This window comes from Paracoccus albus (genome assembly GCF_027913035.1).
Classification (GTDB): domain Bacteria; phylum Pseudomonadota; class Alphaproteobacteria; order Rhodobacterales; family Rhodobacteraceae; genus Paracoccus; species Paracoccus albus.
In genome coordinates, this window is record NZ_CP115775.1 from 3019494 (window position 1) to 3039566 (window position 20073).

Sequence of the window (20073 nt, forward strand, 5' to 3'; positions counted from 1 at the left end):
CCCTTCTGATGTCTCGCTCGGTTCGGGTTCGGTCTTACCTATGCCGCCGCATCTTCGGCGTCGCGCAAGTGGTTGATCCTGCGCGAATGGCTGGCCTCATGCGTGACGTCGATCAGCCAGTTAGCGATCAGGTCGGGGTCTGTGACGCCGATATGCAGACCCGGCTGAATACGGCCCGTCGCAAGGGCCTCTGCCGCAAGCGCCATCATCAGAGAGTTCAGCCGATACCGTGCCGAGCCGTTGCGGCCCCCGGTTGCATCCATGACCCACTCTTTGTGCCAGCGTGTTTCGCCACCCGCCTCGGCCCGCAGTGAAACGGATAGCACCGCACGATCAGCCTCGCCCTCAACATAAGGATGTTCTTCCCACAGCTCATCGGAAAGAGAGGAAAGCGCATCCGCGTCCTTGCCCGTTTCCCGAATGCTGGCAAAAACATCGGCCCAGCCTTCATCCCAGCCTTTCAGGCGGATCGCGCCGCGCTCTGCATTGGCGATTGTCCAGTTTGGGTCGAAGCCATAGGCGTCCAGATAGGGGGCAACATCGTAATGTGGATAGACCTGATGACGCTCTGGCGTCGGCAGGTTCAGGTCGTGGTTGCGGATGACTTCGAACGGGAAGTCGGCACTCTGCCTCTCACCATCGCCGATCCAGCTTGTCGGTGTCGCAAGCGCATTCAGCAATGACAGCGGAGAGGTGTTGAATTTATGGCGGAAATTGTCGGGGTATTTCGGCATCCCCCCGCCATAGCAGGAGAAATGCAACACATCATCCGGCTGGGCATCCTGCTTGTAATCATTCACAAGGTCACGCGCCATCAGGTGTTCGATTCCCGGCACCATCCCCACTTCGGCCAGAACCGACAGACCTTTTTCTGCGGCCACGCCCACTGCCTCGCGCAACCTGTTGGAGACATGCCATCCGACAGCGAGATGTGCGCCCCTTTCCATGGCCAGCCTTGCAATGGCCAGTTCCGTCGGGCGGGGTGCGACGATGATATCACCGGGCTTAACGGCCGCCCACAGAGCCTCTGGGTCGTATGCCCGCTGGATCTCTGGCGCGACCTTGTCCAGCGTCTGGCCGTCCCGCGTCCAGACACGAATGTCGGCTGCGTCGTCACGGATAAGTCGGTTCAATCCAAACAAGGCATCTGTGCCTGCTTGCACCCAGTGGATTGTGGTCATCGGAACTCCTTCAAGTCACAAAAATACGGACCCTAGCCTAGTCGTCTTTCGTTTGCGGCAAGCCGTCTTTGATCTCGTAATAATCGCCCTTGAATGCCGTATAAATGTGACCGCCCAATGTCAGCCCTGTCGGCGCATCAATGCAGCCGGCAGAGACGTCCAGATAATCGCGATGGTCGCGCCGCCAGAACAGCGACGATCCGCATTGCGAGCAAAACCCGCGCTGCGCAAAGTCAGACGACCGATACCACCGCAGATGCGTTTCGTCCTGAATGGTCAGGTCGTGGGCGTCCATGCCAACCCAATAGTGTCCCGACCAACGCCGGCATTGCTCGCAGTGGCAGGCCATTGGCGCCTCATCACCCGCCCTTGCGCTGAAGCGCACTGCGCCACACAGACAGCCTCCGGTCATCTCTGCATTGCTTGCCGCCATGATAAGATCTCCTGTTGGAACGTTGCGCCTATGTAAACGCCTTCGGACAGCACCTGTCCAGCAAGCGGTCGGCGCTGTTTTCAGACCGGCAGGAAGGTGGTCGACTTCAGCTCTTCCATCGACAGAAGTGCGGTGACGTTGAAGATCTTCACCTCTGCAATCAGCGCCTGATAGAAGGCATCATAGGCGCGTGCGTCCGAAACACGCAGCTTGACGATATAGTCGATTTCACCCGCAAGACGGTGCGCCTCCAGCACTTCGGGTCGCGATTGCAGGGCATTCAGAAACTTCTGCTGCCAGCCTGCTTCGTGCTCGCTCGTCCGGATCAGGACGAAGAAACAGGTGCCCAAACCCACAGCATCCGGGTCGAGTATAACCGTCTGGCGCGTAATGACGCCTGCGTCCTTCAGCTTGCGGATACGGTTCCATACTGGCGTCTTGGACGAACCGATCTTGCGTGCAATATCGTCAAGCGACTGGCTTGCGTCCTGCTGCAATTCGGTCAGGATTTTCCGGTCCAGCGTATCAAGGCGGAGTTTCTTTTCGCTGACATCGTCCATAGCGGTGTTTTGTCCTGTCTGGCTGCGTTTGCAGAACACTATTCCTTATTTTGTCCGGATACTAGCAAAATTGTGGAAAAATATCCCATATTAAACCGAACAGAACCGGAGATTCGCAATGGCCCGTGCATTTGAGCCTGTCGTCATTTCAGCAAACGACCTTTTCGATGGCCGTGTCATTTACCTGACCGGGCAGGACGAATGGGTGTCTAATCTGCGTCAGGCAGAGCTGATTACCGATGAAGAACAGGCACGCCACCGCATGGCCCATGCGCTTGCGCTGTCGGACCGTGCCGTCGGCGTTTTCCTTGCACCGGCAAAAGCAGGGCCCTCAGGCCCCGAACCCGGCCACCCGCGCGAGGCGTTTCGGGCAAACGGCCCGTCCAACTATTTCCACGGCAAGCAGGCAGAGGAAGTCTGATGTATCATCATTCCGAATTCGACCGAGCTTTCGTTGTCGACCGCGCTGCGCGGTTCCGCGACCAGGTTAACCGCCGCATCTCTGGTGCGTTGACCGAAGATGAGTTTCGTCCGTTGCGCCTGATGAATGGCGTCTATCTTCAGCTTCACGCTTATATGCTGCGGATTGCCATTCCTTACGGCACGATCAGCCCCGATCAGATGCGGCAACTGGCAATGATCGCGGATCGCTGGGACAAGGGATATGGCCATTTTACGACCCGCCAGAACATCCAGTTCAACTGGCCCAAGCTGGTCGATATCCCTGATATGCTCGATGCGCTTGCCGATGTCGGGATGCACGCCATCCAGACATCGGGCAACACGATCCGCAACGTGACCGCCGACCATTTTTCTGGCGCTGCGGCGGATGAGATCGAAGACCCCCGCCCCTATGCCGAGCTGATCCGGCAATGGTCCACTGACCACCCGGAGTTTCAGTTCCTGCCGCGCAAGTTCAAGATTGCCGTATCGGGCAGCCCGAATGACCGCGCCGTGGTGAAATCGCACGATATCGGCCTGCGCATGGTCCGCAAGGATGGCGAAACCGGGTTTGAGGTTTCCGTCGGCGGCGGCCTTGGCCGGACACCTCTGGTCGGCAAGGTCATTAATGAATTCGTGCCGGTCGTTGACCTGTTGCCCTATCTGGAATCGATCCTCTCGGCCTATAACACTGTCGGGCGGCGCGACAACAAATACAAGGCGCGGCTGAAAATCGCTGTGCAGGAACTGGGTATCGACCAGATCCGCGAACTGGTGGAAGAACGCTTTGCGGAAATCCGCCCGCAATTCGACGGCTCGGATCAGGAAATCCTGGCCCAGATCCGCGCGCAATTCACCGCGCCGGAACTGGTCGAAGGACGCAGCACCGCTGAGTATGATTCCGCGCGAGAGGCCGATCCGGTTTTCCGTTCCTGGAGCGATACGAACCTTCATCCACACAAGAACCCGGACTACGCGATTGTCACCGTTTCGCTGAAAAAGCACGGGGCGACGCCGGGGGATGCGACCTCTGCACAGATGCGCCTGCTGGCCGATCTGGCCGAGAAATACGGCCACGGCGATATGCGCATCAGCCATGAACAGAACGTCGTGCTGCCGCATGTGCACAAGGCCGATTTGGCAGCACTTTACGCCGCACTGCGTGATGAAGAGCTTGGGACCGCCAATCTTGGCCTCATCAGCGATATCATCGCTTGCCCCGGTCTGGATTACTGTGCGCTTGCAACGGCTCGATCAATCCCGATTGCACAACAGATCGCGACCCGTTTCGACGAGCTGAAGCTGGAGCATGAGATTGGTGAGCTGAAGATCAAGATTTCCGGCTGCATCAACGCCTGCGGGCATCACCATGTCGGTCATATCGGGATTCTCGGTCTGGATCGCGCCGGCGTCGAAAACTATCAGGTGACGCTTGGTGGCGACGGTACCGAAACCATGTCGGTTGGCGAACGCGCCGGTCCCGGCTTCTCGAAGGATGAAATCATCCCGGCGATCGAACGGCTGGTTCTCGGCTATCTCGACATGCGCGAGGATGCGGGTGAAACCTTCCTTCAGGCCTATCGCCGGCTTGGACCGGACCCGTTCAAGGCTGCGCTGTACCCTCAGAAAGAGGCCGCATAATGGCTCAGGTCGTTACCATTCCAACGCGGGCGGCGCGGATCGCCTCGCTCAATGAACGGTATCGCCACCATGCGGCGATCCGGGTGCTGCGCGATGCGCTGAGTGATCCGGAACTGGGCCGGGTGGCGATGGTGTCGTCCTTCGGGGCTGATTCTGTTGCGCTTCTGCACATGATTTCGCTGATCGACCGCGACACGCCGGTTCTGTTCATCGACACGCAAATGCTGTTTCCGGAAACGCTGGCCTATCAGACAGAGGTTGCGGCGAAGCTGGGCCTGACCGATGTGCGCATCATCCGAGCCACGCCGGTTTCACTGTCGGCCACCGACCCGGATGGCGACCTGCACAAGACCAACCCCGATGCCTGCTGCGATCTGCGCAAAACGGTTCCGCTGAACAAGGCGCTGTCGGGCTTTGACAGCTGGATCACCGGGCGTAAGCGTTTTCAAGGTGCCAGCCGCGCCGATCTGCAGTTCTTCGAGGCGGATCCGGCAGGCGACCGCATCAAGGTTAATCCGCTGGCCCATTGGACAGCGCAGGATGTGATCGACTATATCATCAACAACGATCTGCCGCGTCACCCGTTGATCGCGCAGGGTTACCCCTCGATCGGCTGTATGCCTTGCACCAGCCCCGTCGCAGAGGGCGAGGACCCGCGTGCCGGTCGCTGGCGTGGGCAGGAAAAGACAGAATGTGGGATTCATTTCGTGAACGGAAAAATGCAGCGAGTCGTCCCGGCTGAATTCGTGCCGCAGGAAGGCCAGCCGGTTATTGTGCGTGACAGCGGCTTCGGGCCGGATGATTTCAGCGGTGAGGCGTTGGAGCTGGCACCTGATGCGGACCTGGATGATCCCGACCTGAACTATCGCGACGCCGATATGATTCGCATTGCATTCCCCAGCTTCTCGGACGGTCGTGGCTTCACCATCGCGCGCAGGTTGCGCATGGCGGGTTACAAGGGCCGTCTGCGGGCGCAGGGCCATGTGATTGCCGACCAATACCCGATGGCCCGCCGCTCTGGCTTTGATGAGGTCGAGATCGACTTTGATCTGGCAAAGCGCCAACCGTGGGAACTTTGGCAGCGCTCCTCAGAGGTCGCACCGTCTTATCTGACAAGGCTCGGTCGTCGCGCCTGAGCGACGTCGCCACGTCACACTTGCCCCCGGACGGGTGACAGGGAAAATACGCCAAACTCTGAGGAGGAGTAGCTCATGTCCCTGCCGCCCGTTCTTTCCAACCTTCGCCTTCCGGTGATCGGTTCGCCGATGTTCATCGTCTCGGGCCCGGAACTGGTCATCGCCCAATGCAAGGCCGGGATCGTTGGCAGCTTTCCGGCGCTGAACGCACGTGAAAAGCAAGGCGAGCCGATTCAGCTAGAGGCCTGGCTGACCCGTATCACCGAAGAGCTGGACCGCCACAATCAGGCCAATCCCGATAGCCCCGCGGCGCCTTTTGCGGTGAATCAGATCGTCCACCGCTCCAACGCTCGGCTGGAGCGGGACATAGAAATCTGCGTGAAGCATAAGGTTCCGCTGTGGATCACCTCTCTTGGTGCGCGGCCAGAGGTGAACGAGGCTGCCCATTCCGTCGGCGGCGTCGTGTTTCATGACATCATCAACAACACCTTCGCCCGCAAGGCGATTGATAAGGGCGCAGATGGTCTGATCGCGGTCGCGGCGGGCGCGGGCGGTCATGCCGGTATGCAATCGCCCTTCGCCTTGCTGCAGGAAATACGGCAGTGGTTCGATGGCCCGGTCGCGCTGTCCGGTTCTATCGCCACAGGTCGCTCTGTGCTGGCTGCGCAGGCCGCTGGTGCTGATCTGGCCTATATCGGCAGCCCCTTCATCGCCACGGAAGAAGCGAACGCCGTTCCGGACTACAAACGGATGATCGTCGATTCGGGGGCAGAGGATATCGTCTATTCCTCGCTGTTCACCGGCGTGCATGGAAATTACCTGAAGCCATCGGTTCGCAATGCGGGACTTGATCCGGATGCGCTTGAACATGCCGACGCATCCACGATGAATTTCGGCCAAGGCGCCTCAAAGCCGAAAGCGTGGAGTTCGATCTGGGGTGCCGGTCAGGGGATCGGTGCAATTGAAGAGGTTCTTCCGGCGGGGGTCTATATCGACCGCCTTGCGCGTGAATATACAGAGGCCCGCGCGGCCCTGTAGGGAGCGCTTCAGCGCACCTTTGCCGCAGATGGTAGCAACTCCACGGCGGCATCATTGATACCCGCCAGCGGGCCATAGAAGATCAGCGCGGGCGCGGCGCTAGGTCCGTCGCGGCGAAGTGTCTCGGCCAGTTCTGCAATGCTGCCACGCCGCATCCGCTGTCCATCCTGGGTCACGGCCTCGGCTATCAGGGCAGGGGTGTCCGGCGGCAGGCCATATGCGATCAGCCCGGCTGCAAGGTCGGGAAAACTTCGCTGGCCCATGAATACCACGGTCACGGCCTTGGGATCGGCCAAGGCTGCCCAGTTCATATCCTCTGGCAGCTTTCCGGTCACATCTGCCCCGGTCACATATTGGACGCGCCGCGCCGTTAATCTGCGCGTCAGCGGCAGCCCGGCAACTGCCGCGGCAGCGTTGACCGATGAAACGCCCGGCACGATCTCGAACAGCAGCCCGGCACCGCGAACCGCGGCCAGTTCCTCTTCCAGTCGCCCGAACATGCCGGCATCGCCGGATTTCAGTCGCACAACATGCTTTCCTGCGCGCGCGTGCTCAAGGATCAGCGCGTTGACGGCTTCCTGCTTGGCGCTTGGTCGACCGGCCCGCTTTCCGACCGGTATCAGCTCTGCCTTTTCGGCAAGGGCAAGGATAGGCCCCGATGACAGGTCGTCGTATAAAACCACATCAGCCGCCGCCAGCCGATCAGCCGCGCGGCGGGTCAGCAAATCCGGATCGCCGGGGCCGGATGACACGAATGAGACAAAGCCGTTCATTAAACGTCCGTTAACCGTTTCCTGTGCATTGGCAAGGGGCCGCAGCCTGTGCGACAGTTGCTATCATACCACTTCCGGCCCTTTGGAATCGAAATGACGGACTTTCAGCTCGACGATTTTCTGCCTTACCTGCTTAACAATGCGGCAGAAGTCACCGGGCGGGCATTTTCTGCGCATTATCGCGATGCCTATGGCATGTCCCGCGCGCAATGGCGGATCATGGCACATCTTGGGCGCGGGCAGTCACTGACCGCCTCTGACATATGCCTGCGTGCCCATCTTGAGAAGTCCAAGGTTTCGCGTGCCGTCGCCGTCCTGGAGGATGCGGGCAGAGTGGCCCGCTCTCCCTCTGCCACCGACCGGCGTGCGGAAATGCTGTCCCTGACGGATGAAGGACGGCGCATCTATGAGGATCTGGCCGATCATGCCAGACGCTTTCAGCACGCTCTGAAAGCGAAACTGGGCCCGGAAAAGGCCGAGGAGCTGGCGATGCTTTTGCGCAATTTGGCAGAGGGCTGACCACGAAGCTTGAACCGAATTCGGCACTATGTTAGTTGCGTTTGCAACAAACGTGTGAGGAGGAACAATGGAATCGGCGACCAGAAGCTGGATAGAAACGGCGAACGAACCGGATTGCGACTTTCCGATCCAGAACCTTCCCTACGGCGTCTTTTCAGTCGCGGGTGACGCGCCACGCTGCGGGGTGGCAATCGGGGATCGCGTCGTCGACCTGGCGGCCTGCGAAACCAATGGCCTGATTGATGCCGGCGGCACGTTTGCCCAACCCCAGCTGAACGATTTCATGGCCCTTGGCCGCGACAAATGGGCCGAAGTCCGCACTGCTCTGACGGCGCTTCTGGCAGAAAACGGCAATCGCGACACGCCAACGGTCGCAATGTCCGATGTCACCATGCATCTGCCGATCCATGTGACCGAATATACCGATTTCTACGCGTCGAAGAATCACGCCTTCAATGTCGGCGTGCTGTTCCGCGGGCCGGAAAACGCGCTGCCCGCGCAATGGACGCATATGCCGATCGGGTATAACGGCCGCGCTTCATCTGTCGTGGTGTCCGGCACCGACGTGATCCGCCCTATGGGCCAGCTGAAGGGAGAGGACGGGCCGGTCTGGTCCCCCTGCAAACGCCTCGATCTGGAGCTGGAGATCGGCGCAATCGTCGGCGCCCCCTCGGAAATGGGTGATCGCGTCAGTGTCGAACAGGCAGAGCAGATGATCTTCGGCTATGTTCTGCTGAACGACTGGTCGGCACGCGACATTCAGGCCTGGGAGTACCAGCCACTTGGGCCGTTTCAGGCCAAGGCCTTTGCCACGACGATCAGCCCGTGGGTTGTCACGCAGTCCGCGTTGGAGCCTTTCCGCAGTAAGGGCGCGGAGCGTGTGAATGAACTGCTGCCCTATCTGCAGGAAAAACAGCCGGGTCTTTATGACATCAACCTGTCGTGGTCGCTGAATGGCGAGGTGCTCAGCCGGACCAATTACAATGTGATGTATTATTCATCCGCCCAGCAACTGGCGCATCACACGGAATCGGGCTGCCCGATGCGGGTGGGCGATCTGCTTGGCACCGGCACGATCTCTGGCCCGACGCCGGATTCGACCGGCGCGCTGCTGGAAATGACCGAAGGCGGCAAAAAGCCGGTGAAGATCGGCGAGGCCGAGCGGACCTTTATCGAGGATGGCGATACCATCACGCTGAACGGCCATGCGCAGGGCGACGGCTATCGCATCGGCTTTGGCGACTGCACTGGCACAATCCTGCCCGCGAAGGAGTAGACGATGAGCAAGAAATTCGCTTCTGCCGGTGACATGGCAGATAAGACGGTCAGTTTCACCGAAATCGGCGAAGGCCTCTGGGCATTCACGGCAGAGGGCGACCCGAATACCGGCGTCATCATCGGTGACGAAAGCGTCATGATCGTCGAGGCGCAGGCCACCCCGCGCCTTGCCCGCAAAGTGATTGAAAAGGTCCGCGAAGTCACCGACAAGCCCATCAGCCATCTTGTCATGACCCATTACCATGCCGTCCGCGTGCTGGGGGCTTCGGCCTATCAGGCGCCGACGGTGATCATGGGTGAAAAGGCGCGCGCGATGGTTGTCGAGCGTGGGCAAGAAGATTGGGACAGCGAATTCGAACGTTTTCCCCGACTGTTCCAGGGGCATGAGGAAATCCCAGGCCTGACCTGGCCGACCACTACCTTCAACGACCGCATGACTGTCTACCTGGGCAACCGTCGCGTCGATCTGATGCATCTGGGCCGCGCCCATACGGCGGGCGACATTGTTGCCTATGTGCCCGACGCCAATGTTATGTTCACCGGCGATATCGTCGAGTATCACAGCGCGTGCTATTGCGGTGATGGTCATTTCCACGACTGGCCCGACACGCTGGAGAATATCCGCGCTTTCGGTCTGGATGCCATCGCACCGGGTCGTGGCGACGCGCTGATCGGGCCTGAGATGGTGAACAAAGCGCTCGACAATACGGCCGACTTTGTCCGCTCGACCTATTTGCCTGCGGCGCGGGTGGCGCTTCGTGGTGGTTCACTGAAAGAGGCATGGGACGCCGTCCGGGCAGAGTGTGACCCGAAATTCGGTGACTACGCCATCTACGAACATTGCCTGCCGTTCAACGTCGCCCGCGCCTATGACGAGGCCCGCGATATCGACACGCCGCGCATCTGGACAGCGCAGCGCGACAAAGAGATGTGGGAGCTTCTGCAGGGCTGACACACACCAAGGGAGGGGAGGCCCGTGGCAGACGCAAAAATCTTTGATCAGCCGCTCTATCCTTATCGTTGGCATTCCGATCAGGATGCCGCTGCGCCCGTTCGCCATCCTGTTGTGGTGGTTGGTGCCGGGCCGGTTGGGCTGACCACCGCGATTGACCTTGGGCAGAGCGGCGTGCCCGTTGTCGTGCTGGATGACAATGACTGCGTGTCGAGCGGAAGTCGCGCGATTTGCTTTGCCAAACGCCCGCTGGAAATCTTCGATCGTCTCGGCTGCGGGCAGCACATGGTGGACAAGGGCGTTGTCTGGAACCTTGGCAAAGTCTTTATGGGCGACAGCAAGGTTTATGAATTCAACCTGCTGCCCGAAGATGGCCACCGACGTCCGGCCTTTATCAATCTTCAGCAATATTATGTCGAACAGATGCTGTTGGACCGGCTGCGGGAATTGCAGCAAGAAGGCGCACCGATCCAGCTGCGCGGCAAGTCGCGTGTTTCGGCAATTGGGCAGCATGACGATCATGTCACGGTGGAGATCGACACGCCCGAAGGCAGCTATGATCTGGAGGCGGAATGGCTAATAGCCTGCGACGGCGCGGGCTCTCCGACGCGGAAAATGTTGGGGCTGGATTTCGTGGGGCGCGTGTTCGAGGACAACTTTCTGATTGCCGATGTGACGATGGAGGCAGAGTTTCCGACTGAACGCTGGTTCTGGTTCGATCCGCCGTTCAATCCCGGTCAGTCGGCGCTGCTGCACAAGCAGCCGGACGGGGTGTGGCGGATCGACCTGCAACTGGGTTGGAATGTCGATAAAGCAGAAGAGAAAAAGCCGGAAAATGTCATTCCGCGCATCCGTGAAATGCTGGGTGAAGATGTAAAATTCGAGCTAGAGTGGGTTAGCGTATATACCTTCCAGTGCCGACGAATGCAGGCGTTTCGGCATAAGCGTGTGCTGTTTGCTGGCGACTCGGCGCATCAGGTCAGCCCATTTGGCGCAAGGGGTGCGAACAGCGGGATACAGGATGCGGATAATCTGTGTTGGAAGCTGAAATTGGTACTGGATGGGCGGGCACCGGAGGGGTTGCTGGATAGCTATGATGCTGAGAGGGTTTATGCGGCGGAGGAGAATATCCTGAACTCTACCCGCTCGACCGATTTCATTACGCCGAAATCAGAAATCAGCCGGATCTTCCGTGATGCCGCGCTGGGTCTGTCTCGGGACCATGATTTCGCCCGGCCCTTTGTCAATTCCGGCCGCCTGTCCGTGCCCTCTACTTATGACGGATCGGCGCTTAACTCACCCGACGGGATGCCAGATGGACCGGCGCGCAGTCGCCCCGGCAGCCCGTGTCCGGATGCCCCGGTGGAGGACGGATTTCTGCTGGACAGGCTGGGTGGTCGGTTCACCATATTGGCCATCGGAACCAGCGCCGAAGCGGTCAGTGAAACAGCAATAAGCGCCGATTTGCTGGAGTTTCCGGCAAGCGCGGAATTGGCTGAACGCTATGGAACAGGTGTCTACCTGATCCGTCCGGACCAGCATGTCGCGGGGCGCTGGGCCAGCTTTGATGCCAAGGAAATCGGTGCTGCTATACGCCGGGCAACGGGGAACATGTCATGAGCCTGAATTTGCAACCGAACCTTACGGTCCCAGATGATGCTTATGCCAAGTTGCTGGCGGCGCATGAGGGGTTGAGCAAGGCGGAATCGGATGCGTTGAACGCGCGGTTGATCCTGATTTTGATGAACCATATCGGCGATATGGAGGTTCTTGAGGCAGCTCTGGAGGCGGCGAAGGGGCAAGGCTAGGGCTGCCGAAGCCGCCCTCGAATATCGCTAAAATGAGCGTATTTATTCCGTATCTATCGCGTAATGAATCCGTATATATCCCGTATATACAGCCACGGGCGGAGATGAACGGTTTTCCGAAAAGCGAAATCTGATGTTTCGCGGGCGGGTAATCAGAAAGATCACCCGATGGTCGAAGGGTGACAAGGTCGGACTGGTTTCATGAATGGTGCTACGATGTTTTTCAATCTGGCCGATCTTAAATTTTTGCTATTGCTCGCGCGCGGTTCGGGACTATCGCGCATGACCAGCAGGCTAAGCGCGGCGCTGACCATGTTCTTCATCGCATTCGCTGCCACCCCCGCCCTTGCCGCGTCTGATTGCAGCGTCACCCGGCTTGAGGAAGGGCCGACATTTACCAGCGGGCCGGATTGCACCTTCAGTTGGGTTCAGAACAACCGGCTTCAGACGGTGATGTGGCGTGCGGTGGAGGAGGATTTCGAACCAGCCAAGCTGCGTCAGTCCGGGGTTCTTCAGGTGATGCAAGCCTCTCGTCTGCCTGAGCTGATAGATGTCGATCAGGATGGGTGGCTGGATATTGTCTCTTTCACTCTGGTCGGGATGGTGAACGGGACGTTCGATGTGTTTTTCTATGACCCGGATGCCGAGGTTTTCAGACAGCCGCCGCCGCTTTACGGGCATACGATGGCGCGGGATCGTGATGGATTTATCCTTGTTGCGGGGCGTAGCGGGCCGGCGACGGTGATCAGCCTTTACAGTCTGGACGGTCAGTCGTTCCGGCCGCGCTATGAGATTAACCCTTATGCGATTTCACCGACACAACCTGATAGTGGCTTTGCCTGCGAGATCACTGTTCTGACCCGGAATGGAAAGGCTGAGCGCAAGATTGATCTGGAAAGCAACGATCCGGCGCATCGCGACATGCTGCGCCATTACTGCGAGCCAGAGCCGGTAACGCGGGAAGAGCGTAATGTCTGGCTGGAAGAGGATCCGGCGCAAGTGGACAGGGTTCCGGGCGGGACGCTGTTCTATTGCCGGCTGGAGGATAGCGAGAAGGCAGTGACGATAGAGCGTGTGGTCGGCGGGTTGCGCTATGCCTTCGGGCCGGTCGGCGGCGAGGCGGAATTGGTGCTGGACCGGACGGAGGATGAAGTCAGCCTGCCGTCAGAGGACGCCACGCCCCGCGCCGGAGAGATCAGCTTTGTTAACGGGGAATACACTTATACCGCCTATTACAGTCAGGGGACGCCGGACACGGATGACGTGGCGCTGCAATCGGACGCGATGTTTCCGCCGCTTTTGACGCGCGGTTTGCGCGTCACCAGAGAGGGAGAAAGAGATGAACCGGTGTTCAGCAGGGAATGCGTTCTGGAACACTCCTTTGACGCGTTCACAGCCGGGTAACGACGCCCGCAAACAGGAAGCGGCGCCCCGTCGGACGCCCCCCTGATTTGTCAGGCTGATGCGGGATCAGTCCTTCGCACGCTCGACATAGGAATTGTCGGCTGTGTTGATGACGATGCGGGTGCCGGCGCCGATATGGGGCGGGACCATGACGCGCAGGCCGTTATCGACCGTGGCGGGCTTGTAGGAAGATGAGGCGGTTTGGCCTTTCACGACCGGCTCGGTCTCTGTCACTTCGACGGTCATTTTCTGCGGCAGTTCCAATGCGATGGGCGCGCCGTTGAATACCTGCAGGAAAACCCGCATCCCTTCCTGCAGATAGACCGACTGATCGCCGACGACATCTTCGGACGCAGTGACCTGTTCGTAGGATTCCGGCTCCATGAAATGGTAGCCTTCGGCGTCGTTATACAGGAAGTCATAGCTGCGTTCGTCGACATGGGCCTTTTCGACCTGATCGGTCGTCTTCCAGCGTTCGCTGACCTTCACCCCGTCCGAAATGCGGCGCATATCGACGCTGGTGGTGGGTGTGCCCTTGCCAGGGTGGAAGTTTTCGGCCTTGAGAACGACGTAAAGTTTCTCGTCGAGCTCGACCACATTGCCTTTGCGAAGGCTGGATGCGATGACTTTCATCTGCGGTTTCCTTGCGAGTTGTCCGGTCTGCGCGTAAGCGCTTTGGCGGTGTCACTATCTTATGAAACGCCGCATTGCCAGAGAAACCATGACTGATTCCCAATGGTGGCAGCCCCATCGCCACAGTGATCGCCGCCCCGCGCTTCTGGCCCGCAACCGCATTCAGCGGGCAATACGGGGTTGGCTGGACGATAACGAGTTTGTCGAGGTCGATCCGGCGGCACTGGCCGTCAGCCCCGGCAATGAGACGCACCTGCATGGTTTCGCGACGCAGATGATCGGCAATGACGGGAACGGGCGGGCGATGTATCTGCACACCTCGCCCGAATTCGCGATGAAGAAGTTGCTGGCGGCGGGAGAGCGGCGGATCGCGGCCTTTTCCCATGTCTGGCGCAACCGCGAACGCACCGCCCTGCATCATCCGGAATTTACGATGTTGGAATGGTATCGCGTGGGTGAAGATTACACGGTTCTGATGGATGACTGCGCCGATTTCCTGATGCTGGCGGCAGAGGCGGCGGGTGCGAACACGTTCCGCTTTCGCGATGTGGTCTGTGATCCCTATGCATCGCCAGAGCGGATTTCGGTGGCGGATGCCTTTGCCGAATATGCCGGGATTGATCTGCTGGCGACGATTGCGCCGGATGGTTGGACCGATCGCGACGGGCTGGCGGCGCAGGTCACGCGAAGTGGTGTGACCCCTGCGGATGGCGACACATGGTCTGATCTGTTCTCTCGCGTGCTGGCCGATCGGGTAGAGCCGCATCTGGGTCGCGGCTGTGCGACGGTGCTGGACCGCTATCCGGTGCCAGAGGCAGCGCTTGCGCGGCGCGCGGCGGATGATCCGCGTGTCGCGGAACGGTTCGAGCTTTATGCCTGCGGGGTGGAGATTGCGAATGGCTTTGGTGAACTGACCGACGCGGCGGAGCAGCGGCGGCGCTTTCAGGCCGATATGGCCGAAAGGCAGCGCATCTATGGCGAGGCTTATCCGCTGGATGAAGATCTGCTGGCCGCGCTTGAAATCATGCCGGATGCCAGTGGGATCGCGCTTGGCTTTGACCGGCTGGTGATGCTGGCGACGGCTGCGCCTTCGGTTCAGGCGGTGATGTGGGCGCCGGTGCCTGATCCGGGTTAGGGCGACAGCCGGGCAAGGATTTCGGCGGCGGTGCCGGGTTGGGCCTGTGCGCAGCCGGTGCCTGCCCAGAAGGGGCCGTAGCCGGCCTCTCCTTTCGCGGAGGCTGCGGCGTGCAGGGCCTTCAGCGCGGAATAGGGCAGCGGGTAATCGGGTGCGGCGCTGTCATCGCGGGTGCTGATCAGGTTTTCGACGCCTCTGGCGGGGCGGCCGGATATGGCGCGGGTCATGACGGTCTTGCGGGCGGACAATGCGGCGCGGTGCGGTGCAGAGGTTCCGGCTTCATCTGCGACCAGGAACGCAGTGCCGCATTGCGCGGCGATGGCGCCAGCGTCGAGCGCGGCGCGGACATCGTCGCGGGTCATGATCGCACCTGCGGCGATGACGGGCAGGCCAATGTCTTTCAGCGCGGCCAGCAGTGCCATCGTGGGCAGCCGTTCATCGGGGCCGTTTTCGTCGGTCACGCCGCGATGACCGCCCGCTTGCCAACCCTGTGCGACAACGCCGTCAAGCCCCGCGGCCTTGACCTTCAGCGCGTCGGCAAGGTTGGTCGCCGAGCCAAGCAGGACCGCGCCGCTGTCACGCAAGGCGGCGAGCTGATCCGCCTCGGGCAGACCGAAGTGGAAGCTGACGACGCCGGGCTTTTCGTCCAGCAGCATTTGCAGCATGTCAGGATCATCCTGAAAGCGTCGATACCCGTCGCTGAGCGCATCCGGCGCAGTCGCGCCGAAGCGTTCGAAATCGGGGGCGAGGCTGTCCAGCCAGGCGGCCTCTTTCGCGGGATCGCGTTCGGGTGCGCGGTGGCAGAATACGTTGACATTGAAGCTGGCCGGGGTCAGGGCGCGGGTCCGGCGGACCTCTTCGCGCGCGCGTTCGGCATTCATCGCGGCAACGCCGAGAGAGCCGAGGCCCCCTGCATTCGATACCGCAGCTGCCAGTTCGGGCGTCGTCACCCCGGCCATGGGTGCCTGTATGACGGCTACGCGCATTCCAATCCGGTCCAAAAGCATATCGGCCCCCTTTGGGCCCATTTACAAACCCTGCCGGACAAAGGATCAAGCGCGGATGTTCGAGCTTGCCCCTGATCTTGTCGTGATGCTGATCTTTGCTGCATTTGCGGCGGGGATGATTGATGCCATCGCGGGCGGCGGCGGGCTGATTACGGTGCCCGCGCTGATGCTGGCGGGTGTGCCGCCTGCGCAGGCGCTTGCGACCAACAAGGTGCAGGGCGTGTTCGGGGCTGCGACGGCGGCTTACAGCTATGCCAGATCGGGTCATGTCAGCCCGCGCAGACAGGTGGGCGCTGCGCTGCTGGCCTTTGCGGCGGGTATGGCTGGTGCTTTCTGTGTAACATTGATCCCGACGCAGGCGCTGCGCTATCTGCTGCCGGTTTTGCTGATCGGTATCGCGGCTTTCTTTGCGCTGAAACCGGGGTTGTCGGATGCCGACAGGACCGCGCGGATCACACCGCTTCAGTTCACCTGCTTCGTTGTGCCACTGATCGGCTTTTACGATGGGCTGTTGGGACCGGGGACGGGCGCTTTTCTGATGCTGGGTTTCGTCATGCTGGCGGGCTATGGCATTCTGAAAGCGACGGCGCATACCAAGCTTCTGAACTTTGCATCCAATCTGGGCGGGCTGGTCGCCTTTGCGCTTGTCGGGAAACCGCTTTGGCTGACCGGGCTTGCAATGGGCGCGGCGCAGATAGCGGGTGCATGGGTCGGATCGCGTCTGGCGATGCGGATCGGCGCGCGCCTTATCAAGCCGCTTCTGGTCATGACCTCGGCAGGGCTTGCGCTGAAGCTGATCCTCGATCTGATCGCTCAGGGCGGTTAACCCAAACTTAACCCTGATTTGCCACCTTTCAACCACTGGTTGAAAGGACGGGATATGCTTCCTTTGGTCTTTGTGATTGGCTTCAACAAATGCGGCACGACGAGCCTGCATCGCATGTTCATGCGGGCGGGACATCGTTCGTCGCATCATCGCCACCAGCAGGCCGATGGCGGTTTCGTCAAGATCGCCTGGCAGATGCAGGCAAATGCCGGATGCGGTCTGCCGCTGCTGACGGGGATGGAGGGCGCGCAGATCTTTTCGGATATGGATTTGTGCAGCCGCAACACCTGCCTGTCCGGTATCGCCCGCTTTCGCGAGCTGGACGCGCAATATCCCGGCAGCCGGTTCATCCTTAACACGCGCAACCCGCTACATTGGGTGAATTCGCGTTTTCGTCATTTCGGCGGGGGTTATCTGCGCCGCTGCATGGCGCAGGCGGGCATCAGCGACCCGGCAGTCATGCGCGCCCATTGGCTGCGCGAATGGCACGAACATCATGCTGCGGTGACAGAGTATTTCGCCAGCCGGCCCGGTCAATTGCTGGTCTTCGATATAGAAGCCGACTGCCCGAAACGGTTCCGCAAATTCCTGCCCGGCTTCGGCCTGAAGCCCGGCCATTGGCGCCATCACAACCGCACCCCGGATGAGGTGCCGCGCCTGGAACCCGCACTGGCGGGCTAGATCGGCAGGCCGCCATCTTCCTTGGCGGATTTCAGCACGATTTCGGACCTGACCTGCGTCACCTGACTGTGGCGCAGCAGCCGGTCGTGGATGAAATCGGCAAGCGCATCCAGATTGCGGACCTGCAGTTCCAGCACATAATCCGCATCGCCCGAGACGGAATGGGCCGCGCGAACCTCTGGCTGGGCGGCGGCGAAACTGGCGAAATCCTTGTCGCCTGCCGCGCCGTGGCTGCGCAGGTTAACCCGCGCAAAGGCACGAATGCCGAAGCCCAGGGCGCGCCCGTTCAGCCGGGCAGTATACCCCCGGATTGCGCCGGATTTTTCCAGCGCCGCCCGCCTGCGCGAACATTGCGAGGGCGACAGGTGCACGATCTCGGACAGTTGTGCATTGGTCAGCCCGCCATCGCGCTGCAATGCGGCAAGAATCGCGCGATCAAAGCTGTCATGCGTCAAATCAGTCATAACACGCCGATAAAATGCAACTTTCGTGCACCATACCATGCAGGCACCCGCATTATGCAATCAAATTGTAGCAAGCATGCGTGATAGTCGGGAAAAGCGAATAGGAGGAGATCATGGGACCATTCCCGCATGACGCACCCAAGGCCGAAATCAGCAAATCCAACCCCGCCGGCACGGATGGTTTCGAATTCGTCGAATTCGCGCATCCCAACCCGGCAGAGCTTGACAAGCTGTTCCGCAAGATGGGTTTCGTGCCGGTTGCAAAGCACAAGTCGAAGAATGTGACTCTGTATCGGCAGGGCGGCATCAACTATGTGCTGAACGCAGAACCGGACAGCCATGCCAGCCAGTTCATCACCGATCACGGTCCCTGCGCCCCGGCCATGGGCTGGCGCGTCGTGGATTCGCAGCACGCGCTGAAACGCGCGGTTGAACTGGGTGCAGAGGAATATACCGGCCCCGGCAAGGTGCTGGATTTCCCGGCGGTGCTGGGGATCGGCGGCAGCCTGCTGTATTTCATCGACAAGTATGACGATACCGGCAGCGCTTGGGATGCCGAATATGACTGGCTGGGTGAAAAGGATCCGCGTCCCGAAGGCGTCGGTTTCTATTATATCGACCACCTCACGCATAATGTCGTGCGCGGGAACATGGACACCTGGTACAAGTTCTATAACCAGACCTTCAATTTCCGCGAGATCCGCTATTTCGACATCAAGGGCAAGCAGACAGGGCTGTTCAGCCGTGCGCTGACCTCTCCCGACGGGAAGATCCGCATTCCGATCAACGAATCCGCGGATGAGCACAGCCAGATCGAGGAATATCTGAACGAGTATAAGGGCGAGGGCATCCAGCATATCGCTGTCGCATCCGAAGATATCTATGCCTCGACCGATGCGATTGCGGAAAAGGGTCTGGAATTCATGCCCGGCCCGCCGGATGTCTATTATGAGATGTCCCGCAAGCGCGTGACCGATCATGAAGAGCCGCTGGACAAGATGAAGAAACACGGCATCCTGATCGACGGCGAAGGCGTGGTCGATGGCGGCACGACGCGGATCCTGCTTCAGATCTTTTCAAAAACCGTGATCGGGCCGATCTTCTTTGAATTCATTCAGCGCAAAGGCGATGATGGCTTTGGTGAGGGCAATTTCCGCGCGCTGTTCGAATCCATCGAGGAAGACCAGATCCGCCGCGGCGTGCTGAAAGAGGCCGCCGCCGAATGAGCTGGCAGGAAATCTCGACCGCCCCCGCGCCGGGGACGGTCGTCTGCGAACTGGATCAGGTCGAGGGCGTCCGCGCCTTCGACCTTTCCGGCTTCCCTTTGCTGGTGATCCGCGATGCAGCGGGGCTGCGCGGCTTCGTCAATCTGTGCCCGCATCAATATCTGCCGCTGGATTATCGCAGCGGCAAGATCCTGTCATCGGATGGCGCGCGCTTGATCTGTTCCTCGCATCAGGCGCAGTTTGACGCGACAACGGGCGAGGTCTGCGCAGGCCCCGCTGGCTGCGGACTGGATATGGTGCCGTTGCGCGAAGAACACGGACGCGTCGTCATCGGCGAGGGCTGATTCCCCGCCATCTCATTGTCACAATTCAGCTTCCCTCAGCTATCGCTGGCCCTTGGGCTGGCGTTTTGCGTTCACCAGGCCGCGAGCGCCATAATCCACCCTTTCTGTCAAGCCCTAGATAGTTCGTTAAAGCGTCATACAAAATGTTGACAGGTCATTGCCGTTTGGCACAAGATGATCAGGCTTTGATAGCGCGGGAATCATCCCGGCAGGCGGGACGAAAAGCGGGATCGAACCCGTATAGGCAACTCGCGATGAACGTCAGGGCGAAAAACAAACCATGGGGCCGGGGCCATGGCACAGCGATCGGGGAAGTCACGCTTTCCGGACAATTGTGTTCCGCCCTGTATCTAGACAGAATGAGGGACCAAATGAGCATCACCGTTTACAGCAAGCCCGCTTGTGTTCAATGCACCGCCACCACCCGCGCCCTGCAGGCGCGCGGCATCGAATTCGATGTCGTTGATCTGACGCAGGACGAAACTGCCTATGCGCATGTCTCGGGCTTGGGCTATCGTCAGGCTCCGGTCGTTATTGCTGGCGATTCGCACTGGTCGGGCTTTCGCCCGGACCTGATCGGTCAGCTTTCCTGA

23 protein-coding genes and 1 pseudogene are annotated in these 20073 nt (G+C 60.0%); 17 read left to right on the plus strand and 7 right to left on the minus strand.

Annotated features, from left to right (window positions below; genetic code table 11):
- Positions 1 to 38: 38 nt before the first annotated feature.
- The 3 genes from PAF20_RS15155 to PAF20_RS15165 form a co-directional block, all read right to left on the minus strand.
- Complete coding sequence (locus tag PAF20_RS15155; protein WP_271071427.1) at positions 39 to 1181, minus strand: saccharopine dehydrogenase C-terminal domain-containing protein; 1143 nt, start codon at positions 1179 to 1181, stop codon at positions 39 to 41.
- A 37-nt stretch (positions 1182 to 1218) separates the two neighbouring features.
- Positions 1219 to 1614 (minus strand): GFA family protein, encoded by a 396-nt coding sequence (locus PAF20_RS15160; protein ID WP_271071428.1) that lies wholly within the window; start codon positions 1612 to 1614, stop codon positions 1219 to 1221.
- A gap of 80 nt (positions 1615 to 1694) precedes the next feature.
- On the minus strand, positions 1695 to 2174 hold the full coding sequence (locus PAF20_RS15165; protein ID WP_271071429.1) for an Lrp/AsnC family transcriptional regulator: 480 nt from the start codon (positions 2172 to 2174) through the stop codon (positions 1695 to 1697).
- A 118-nt stretch (positions 2175 to 2292) separates the two neighbouring features.
- Here PAF20_RS15165 and PAF20_RS15170 point away from each other — a divergent pair, with 118 nt between their 5' ends.
- The 5 genes and pseudogenes from PAF20_RS15170 (at position 2293) to PAF20_RS15190 (ending at position 6430) form a co-directional block, all read left to right on the plus strand.
- Positions 2293 to 2595 carry a DUF2849 domain-containing protein gene (locus tag PAF20_RS15170; RefSeq protein WP_271071430.1) on the plus strand — a complete coding sequence of 101 codons (303 nt, stop codon included), beginning with the start codon at positions 2293 to 2295 and terminating at the stop codon, positions 2593 to 2595.
- The gene (locus PAF20_RS15175; protein ID WP_271071431.1) at positions 2595 to 4256 is read left to right on the plus strand and encodes a nitrite/sulfite reductase; all 1662 of its coding nucleotides are present in this window, start codon (positions 2595 to 2597) and stop codon (positions 4254 to 4256) included. The genes PAF20_RS15170 and PAF20_RS15175 overlap by 1 nt, the downstream gene beginning before the upstream one ends.
- Positions 4256 to 4984: pseudogene (locus PAF20_RS15180) on the plus strand (phosphoadenylyl-sulfate reductase); the annotation flags it as partial. The gene PAF20_RS15175 and the pseudogene PAF20_RS15180, both read left to right, overlap by 1 nt.
- Positions 4976 to 5392, plus strand: coding sequence for a DUF934 domain-containing protein (locus tag PAF20_RS15185; protein ID WP_271073346.1), 417 nt, complete (start codon positions 4976 to 4978; stop codon positions 5390 to 5392). The pseudogene PAF20_RS15180 and the gene PAF20_RS15185, both read left to right, overlap by 9 nt.
- A gap of 75 nt (positions 5393 to 5467) precedes the next feature.
- A complete protein-coding gene (locus tag PAF20_RS15190; protein ID WP_271071432.1) occupies positions 5468 to 6430 on the plus strand; it encodes an NAD(P)H-dependent flavin oxidoreductase in 963 nt (320 codons plus the stop codon).
- An 8-nt stretch (positions 6431 to 6438) separates the two neighbouring features.
- Here PAF20_RS15190 and cobA read toward each other — a convergent pair whose 3' ends face one another.
- Positions 6439 to 7203 (minus strand): uroporphyrinogen-III C-methyltransferase, encoded by a 765-nt coding sequence (gene cobA, locus PAF20_RS15195; protein ID WP_271071433.1) that lies wholly within the window; start codon positions 7201 to 7203, stop codon positions 6439 to 6441.
- 93 nt (positions 7204 to 7296) lie between these two features.
- Between cobA and PAF20_RS15200 the strand changes: the two genes are divergently transcribed.
- The 6 genes from PAF20_RS15200 to PAF20_RS15225 all read left to right on the plus strand — a co-directional run bounded on the left by PAF20_RS15200 (position 7297) and on the right by PAF20_RS15225 (position 13164).
- Entirely contained in the window at positions 7297 to 7722 is a 426-nt protein-coding gene (locus PAF20_RS15200; protein ID WP_271071434.1) for a MarR family winged helix-turn-helix transcriptional regulator, read from the plus strand.
- 67 nt (positions 7723 to 7789) lie between these two features.
- Positions 7790 to 8998 (plus strand): fumarylacetoacetase, encoded by a 1209-nt coding sequence (fahA, locus tag PAF20_RS15205; protein ID WP_271071435.1) that lies wholly within the window; start codon positions 7790 to 7792, stop codon positions 8996 to 8998.
- 3 nt (positions 8999 to 9001) lie between these two features.
- Complete coding sequence (locus tag PAF20_RS15210; protein WP_271071436.1) at positions 9002 to 9952, plus strand: MBL fold metallo-hydrolase; 951 nt, start codon at positions 9002 to 9004, stop codon at positions 9950 to 9952.
- Between the two features lie 24 nt (positions 9953 to 9976).
- Positions 9977 to 11572 (plus strand): FAD-dependent oxidoreductase, encoded by a 1596-nt coding sequence (locus PAF20_RS15215; RefSeq protein WP_271071437.1) that lies wholly within the window; start codon positions 9977 to 9979, stop codon positions 11570 to 11572.
- Positions 11569 to 11760 (plus strand): DUF2783 domain-containing protein, encoded by a 192-nt coding sequence (locus PAF20_RS15220; RefSeq protein ID WP_271071438.1) that lies wholly within the window; start codon positions 11569 to 11571, stop codon positions 11758 to 11760. Before PAF20_RS15215 ends, PAF20_RS15220 begins: the two co-directional genes overlap by 4 nt.
- Before the next feature lie 282 nt (positions 11761 to 12042).
- On the plus strand, positions 12043 to 13164 hold the full coding sequence (locus tag PAF20_RS15225; protein WP_271071439.1) for a hypothetical protein: 1122 nt from the start codon (positions 12043 to 12045) through the stop codon (positions 13162 to 13164).
- A gap of 66 nt (positions 13165 to 13230) precedes the next feature.
- Here PAF20_RS15225 and efp read toward each other — a convergent pair whose 3' ends face one another.
- A complete protein-coding gene (gene efp, locus PAF20_RS15230; protein WP_271071440.1) occupies positions 13231 to 13797 on the minus strand; it encodes an elongation factor P in 567 nt (188 codons plus the stop codon).
- Positions 13798 to 13885: 88 nt separating this feature from the next.
- Here efp and epmA point away from each other — a divergent pair, with 88 nt between their 5' ends.
- Positions 13886 to 14932 carry an EF-P lysine aminoacylase EpmA gene (epmA, locus tag PAF20_RS15235; RefSeq protein WP_271071441.1) on the plus strand — a complete coding sequence of 349 codons (1047 nt, stop codon included), beginning with the start codon at positions 13886 to 13888 and terminating at the stop codon, positions 14930 to 14932.
- Here epmA and PAF20_RS15240 read toward each other — a convergent pair.
- The gene (locus tag PAF20_RS15240) at positions 14929 to 15939 is read right to left on the minus strand and encodes an NAD(P)H-dependent flavin oxidoreductase (protein ID WP_271071442.1); all 1011 of its coding nucleotides are present in this window, start codon (positions 15937 to 15939) and stop codon (positions 14929 to 14931) included. The two genes, epmA and PAF20_RS15240, sit on opposite strands and share 4 nt — an antisense overlap.
- 55 nt (positions 15940 to 15994) lie before the next feature.
- On the opposite strand from PAF20_RS15240, the gene PAF20_RS15245 reads away from it, so the two are divergent.
- A complete protein-coding gene (locus tag PAF20_RS15245) occupies positions 15995 to 16765 on the plus strand; it encodes a TSUP family transporter (protein WP_271071443.1) in 771 nt (256 codons plus the stop codon).
- A 54-nt stretch (positions 16766 to 16819) separates the two neighbouring features.
- Entirely contained in the window at positions 16820 to 17446 is a 627-nt protein-coding gene (locus tag PAF20_RS15250; RefSeq protein ID WP_271071444.1) for a sulfotransferase, read from the plus strand.
- Here the strand turns inward: PAF20_RS15250 and PAF20_RS15255 are convergent.
- Positions 17443 to 17910, minus strand: coding sequence for an Lrp/AsnC family transcriptional regulator (locus tag PAF20_RS15255; protein WP_271071445.1), 468 nt, complete (start codon positions 17908 to 17910; stop codon positions 17443 to 17445). The two genes, PAF20_RS15250 and PAF20_RS15255, sit on opposite strands and share 4 nt — an antisense overlap.
- A gap of 113 nt (positions 17911 to 18023) precedes the next feature.
- Between PAF20_RS15255 and hppD the strand changes: the two genes are divergently transcribed.
- The 3 genes from hppD (at position 18024) to nrdH (ending at position 20073) form a co-directional block, all read left to right on the plus strand.
- Positions 18024 to 19136 (plus strand): 4-hydroxyphenylpyruvate dioxygenase, encoded by a 1113-nt coding sequence (gene hppD, locus PAF20_RS15260; protein ID WP_271071446.1) that lies wholly within the window; start codon positions 18024 to 18026, stop codon positions 19134 to 19136.
- Positions 19133 to 19480: a Rieske (2Fe-2S) protein gene (locus tag PAF20_RS15265; protein ID WP_271071447.1), complete on the plus strand. Its 348-nt coding sequence runs from the start codon at positions 19133 to 19135 to the stop codon at positions 19478 to 19480. The genes hppD and PAF20_RS15265 overlap by 4 nt, the downstream gene beginning before the upstream one ends.
- A 371-nt stretch (positions 19481 to 19851) precedes the next feature.
- Positions 19852 to 20073, plus strand: a complete 222-nt coding sequence (gene nrdH / locus PAF20_RS15270) for a glutaredoxin-like protein NrdH (protein ID WP_271071448.1) — start codon at positions 19852 to 19854, stop codon at positions 20071 to 20073.

Excerpts from the sequence above, each read along its gene's own strand:
- PAF20_RS15155 (WP_271071427.1), bottom strand. The coding sequence starts at position 1,181 with ATGACCACAATCCACTGGGTGCAAGCAGGCACAGATGCCTTGTTTGGA.
- PAF20_RS15160 (WP_271071428.1), bottom strand. The coding sequence starts at position 1,614 with ATGGCGGCAAGCAATGCAGAGATGACCGGAGGCTGTCTGTGTGGCGCA.
- PAF20_RS15165 (WP_271071429.1), bottom strand. The coding sequence starts at position 2,174 with ATGGACGATGTCAGCGAAAAGAAACTCCGCCTTGATACGCTGGACCGG.
- PAF20_RS15170 (WP_271071430.1), top strand. The coding sequence starts at position 2,293 with ATGGCCCGTGCATTTGAGCCTGTCGTCATTTCAGCAAACGACCTTTTC.
- PAF20_RS15175 (WP_271071431.1), top strand. The coding sequence starts at position 2,595 with ATGTATCATCATTCCGAATTCGACCGAGCTTTCGTTGTCGACCGCGCT.
- PAF20_RS15185 (WP_271073346.1), top strand. The coding sequence starts at position 4,976 with ATGCAGCGAGTCGTCCCGGCTGAATTCGTGCCGCAGGAAGGCCAGCCG.
- PAF20_RS15190 (WP_271071432.1), top strand. The coding sequence starts at position 5,468 with ATGTCCCTGCCGCCCGTTCTTTCCAACCTTCGCCTTCCGGTGATCGGT.
- cobA (WP_271071433.1), bottom strand. The coding sequence starts at position 7,203 with ATGAACGGCTTTGTCTCATTCGTGTCATCCGGCCCCGGCGATCCGGAT.
- PAF20_RS15200 (WP_271071434.1), top strand. The coding sequence starts at position 7,297 with ATGACGGACTTTCAGCTCGACGATTTTCTGCCTTACCTGCTTAACAAT.
- fahA (WP_271071435.1), top strand. The coding sequence starts at position 7,790 with ATGGAATCGGCGACCAGAAGCTGGATAGAAACGGCGAACGAACCGGAT.
- PAF20_RS15210 (WP_271071436.1), top strand. The coding sequence starts at position 9,002 with ATGAGCAAGAAATTCGCTTCTGCCGGTGACATGGCAGATAAGACGGTC.
- PAF20_RS15220 (WP_271071438.1), top strand. The coding sequence starts at position 11,569 with ATGAGCCTGAATTTGCAACCGAACCTTACGGTCCCAGATGATGCTTAT.
- PAF20_RS15225 (WP_271071439.1), top strand. The coding sequence starts at position 12,043 with ATGACCAGCAGGCTAAGCGCGGCGCTGACCATGTTCTTCATCGCATTC.
- efp (WP_271071440.1), bottom strand. The coding sequence starts at position 13,797 with ATGAAAGTCATCGCATCCAGCCTTCGCAAAGGCAATGTGGTCGAGCTC.
- epmA (WP_271071441.1), top strand. The coding sequence starts at position 13,886 with ATGACTGATTCCCAATGGTGGCAGCCCCATCGCCACAGTGATCGCCGC.
- PAF20_RS15240 (WP_271071442.1), bottom strand. The coding sequence starts at position 15,939 with ATGCTTTTGGACCGGATTGGAATGCGCGTAGCCGTCATACAGGCACCC.
- PAF20_RS15245 (WP_271071443.1), top strand. The coding sequence starts at position 15,995 with ATGTTCGAGCTTGCCCCTGATCTTGTCGTGATGCTGATCTTTGCTGCA.
- PAF20_RS15250 (WP_271071444.1), top strand. The coding sequence starts at position 16,820 with ATGCTTCCTTTGGTCTTTGTGATTGGCTTCAACAAATGCGGCACGACG.
- PAF20_RS15255 (WP_271071445.1), bottom strand. The coding sequence starts at position 17,910 with ATGACTGATTTGACGCATGACAGCTTTGATCGCGCGATTCTTGCCGCA.
- hppD (WP_271071446.1), top strand. The coding sequence starts at position 18,024 with ATGGGACCATTCCCGCATGACGCACCCAAGGCCGAAATCAGCAAATCC.
- PAF20_RS15265 (WP_271071447.1), top strand. The coding sequence starts at position 19,133 with ATGAGCTGGCAGGAAATCTCGACCGCCCCCGCGCCGGGGACGGTCGTC.
- nrdH (WP_271071448.1), top strand. The coding sequence starts at position 19,852 with ATGAGCATCACCGTTTACAGCAAGCCCGCTTGTGTTCAATGCACCGCC.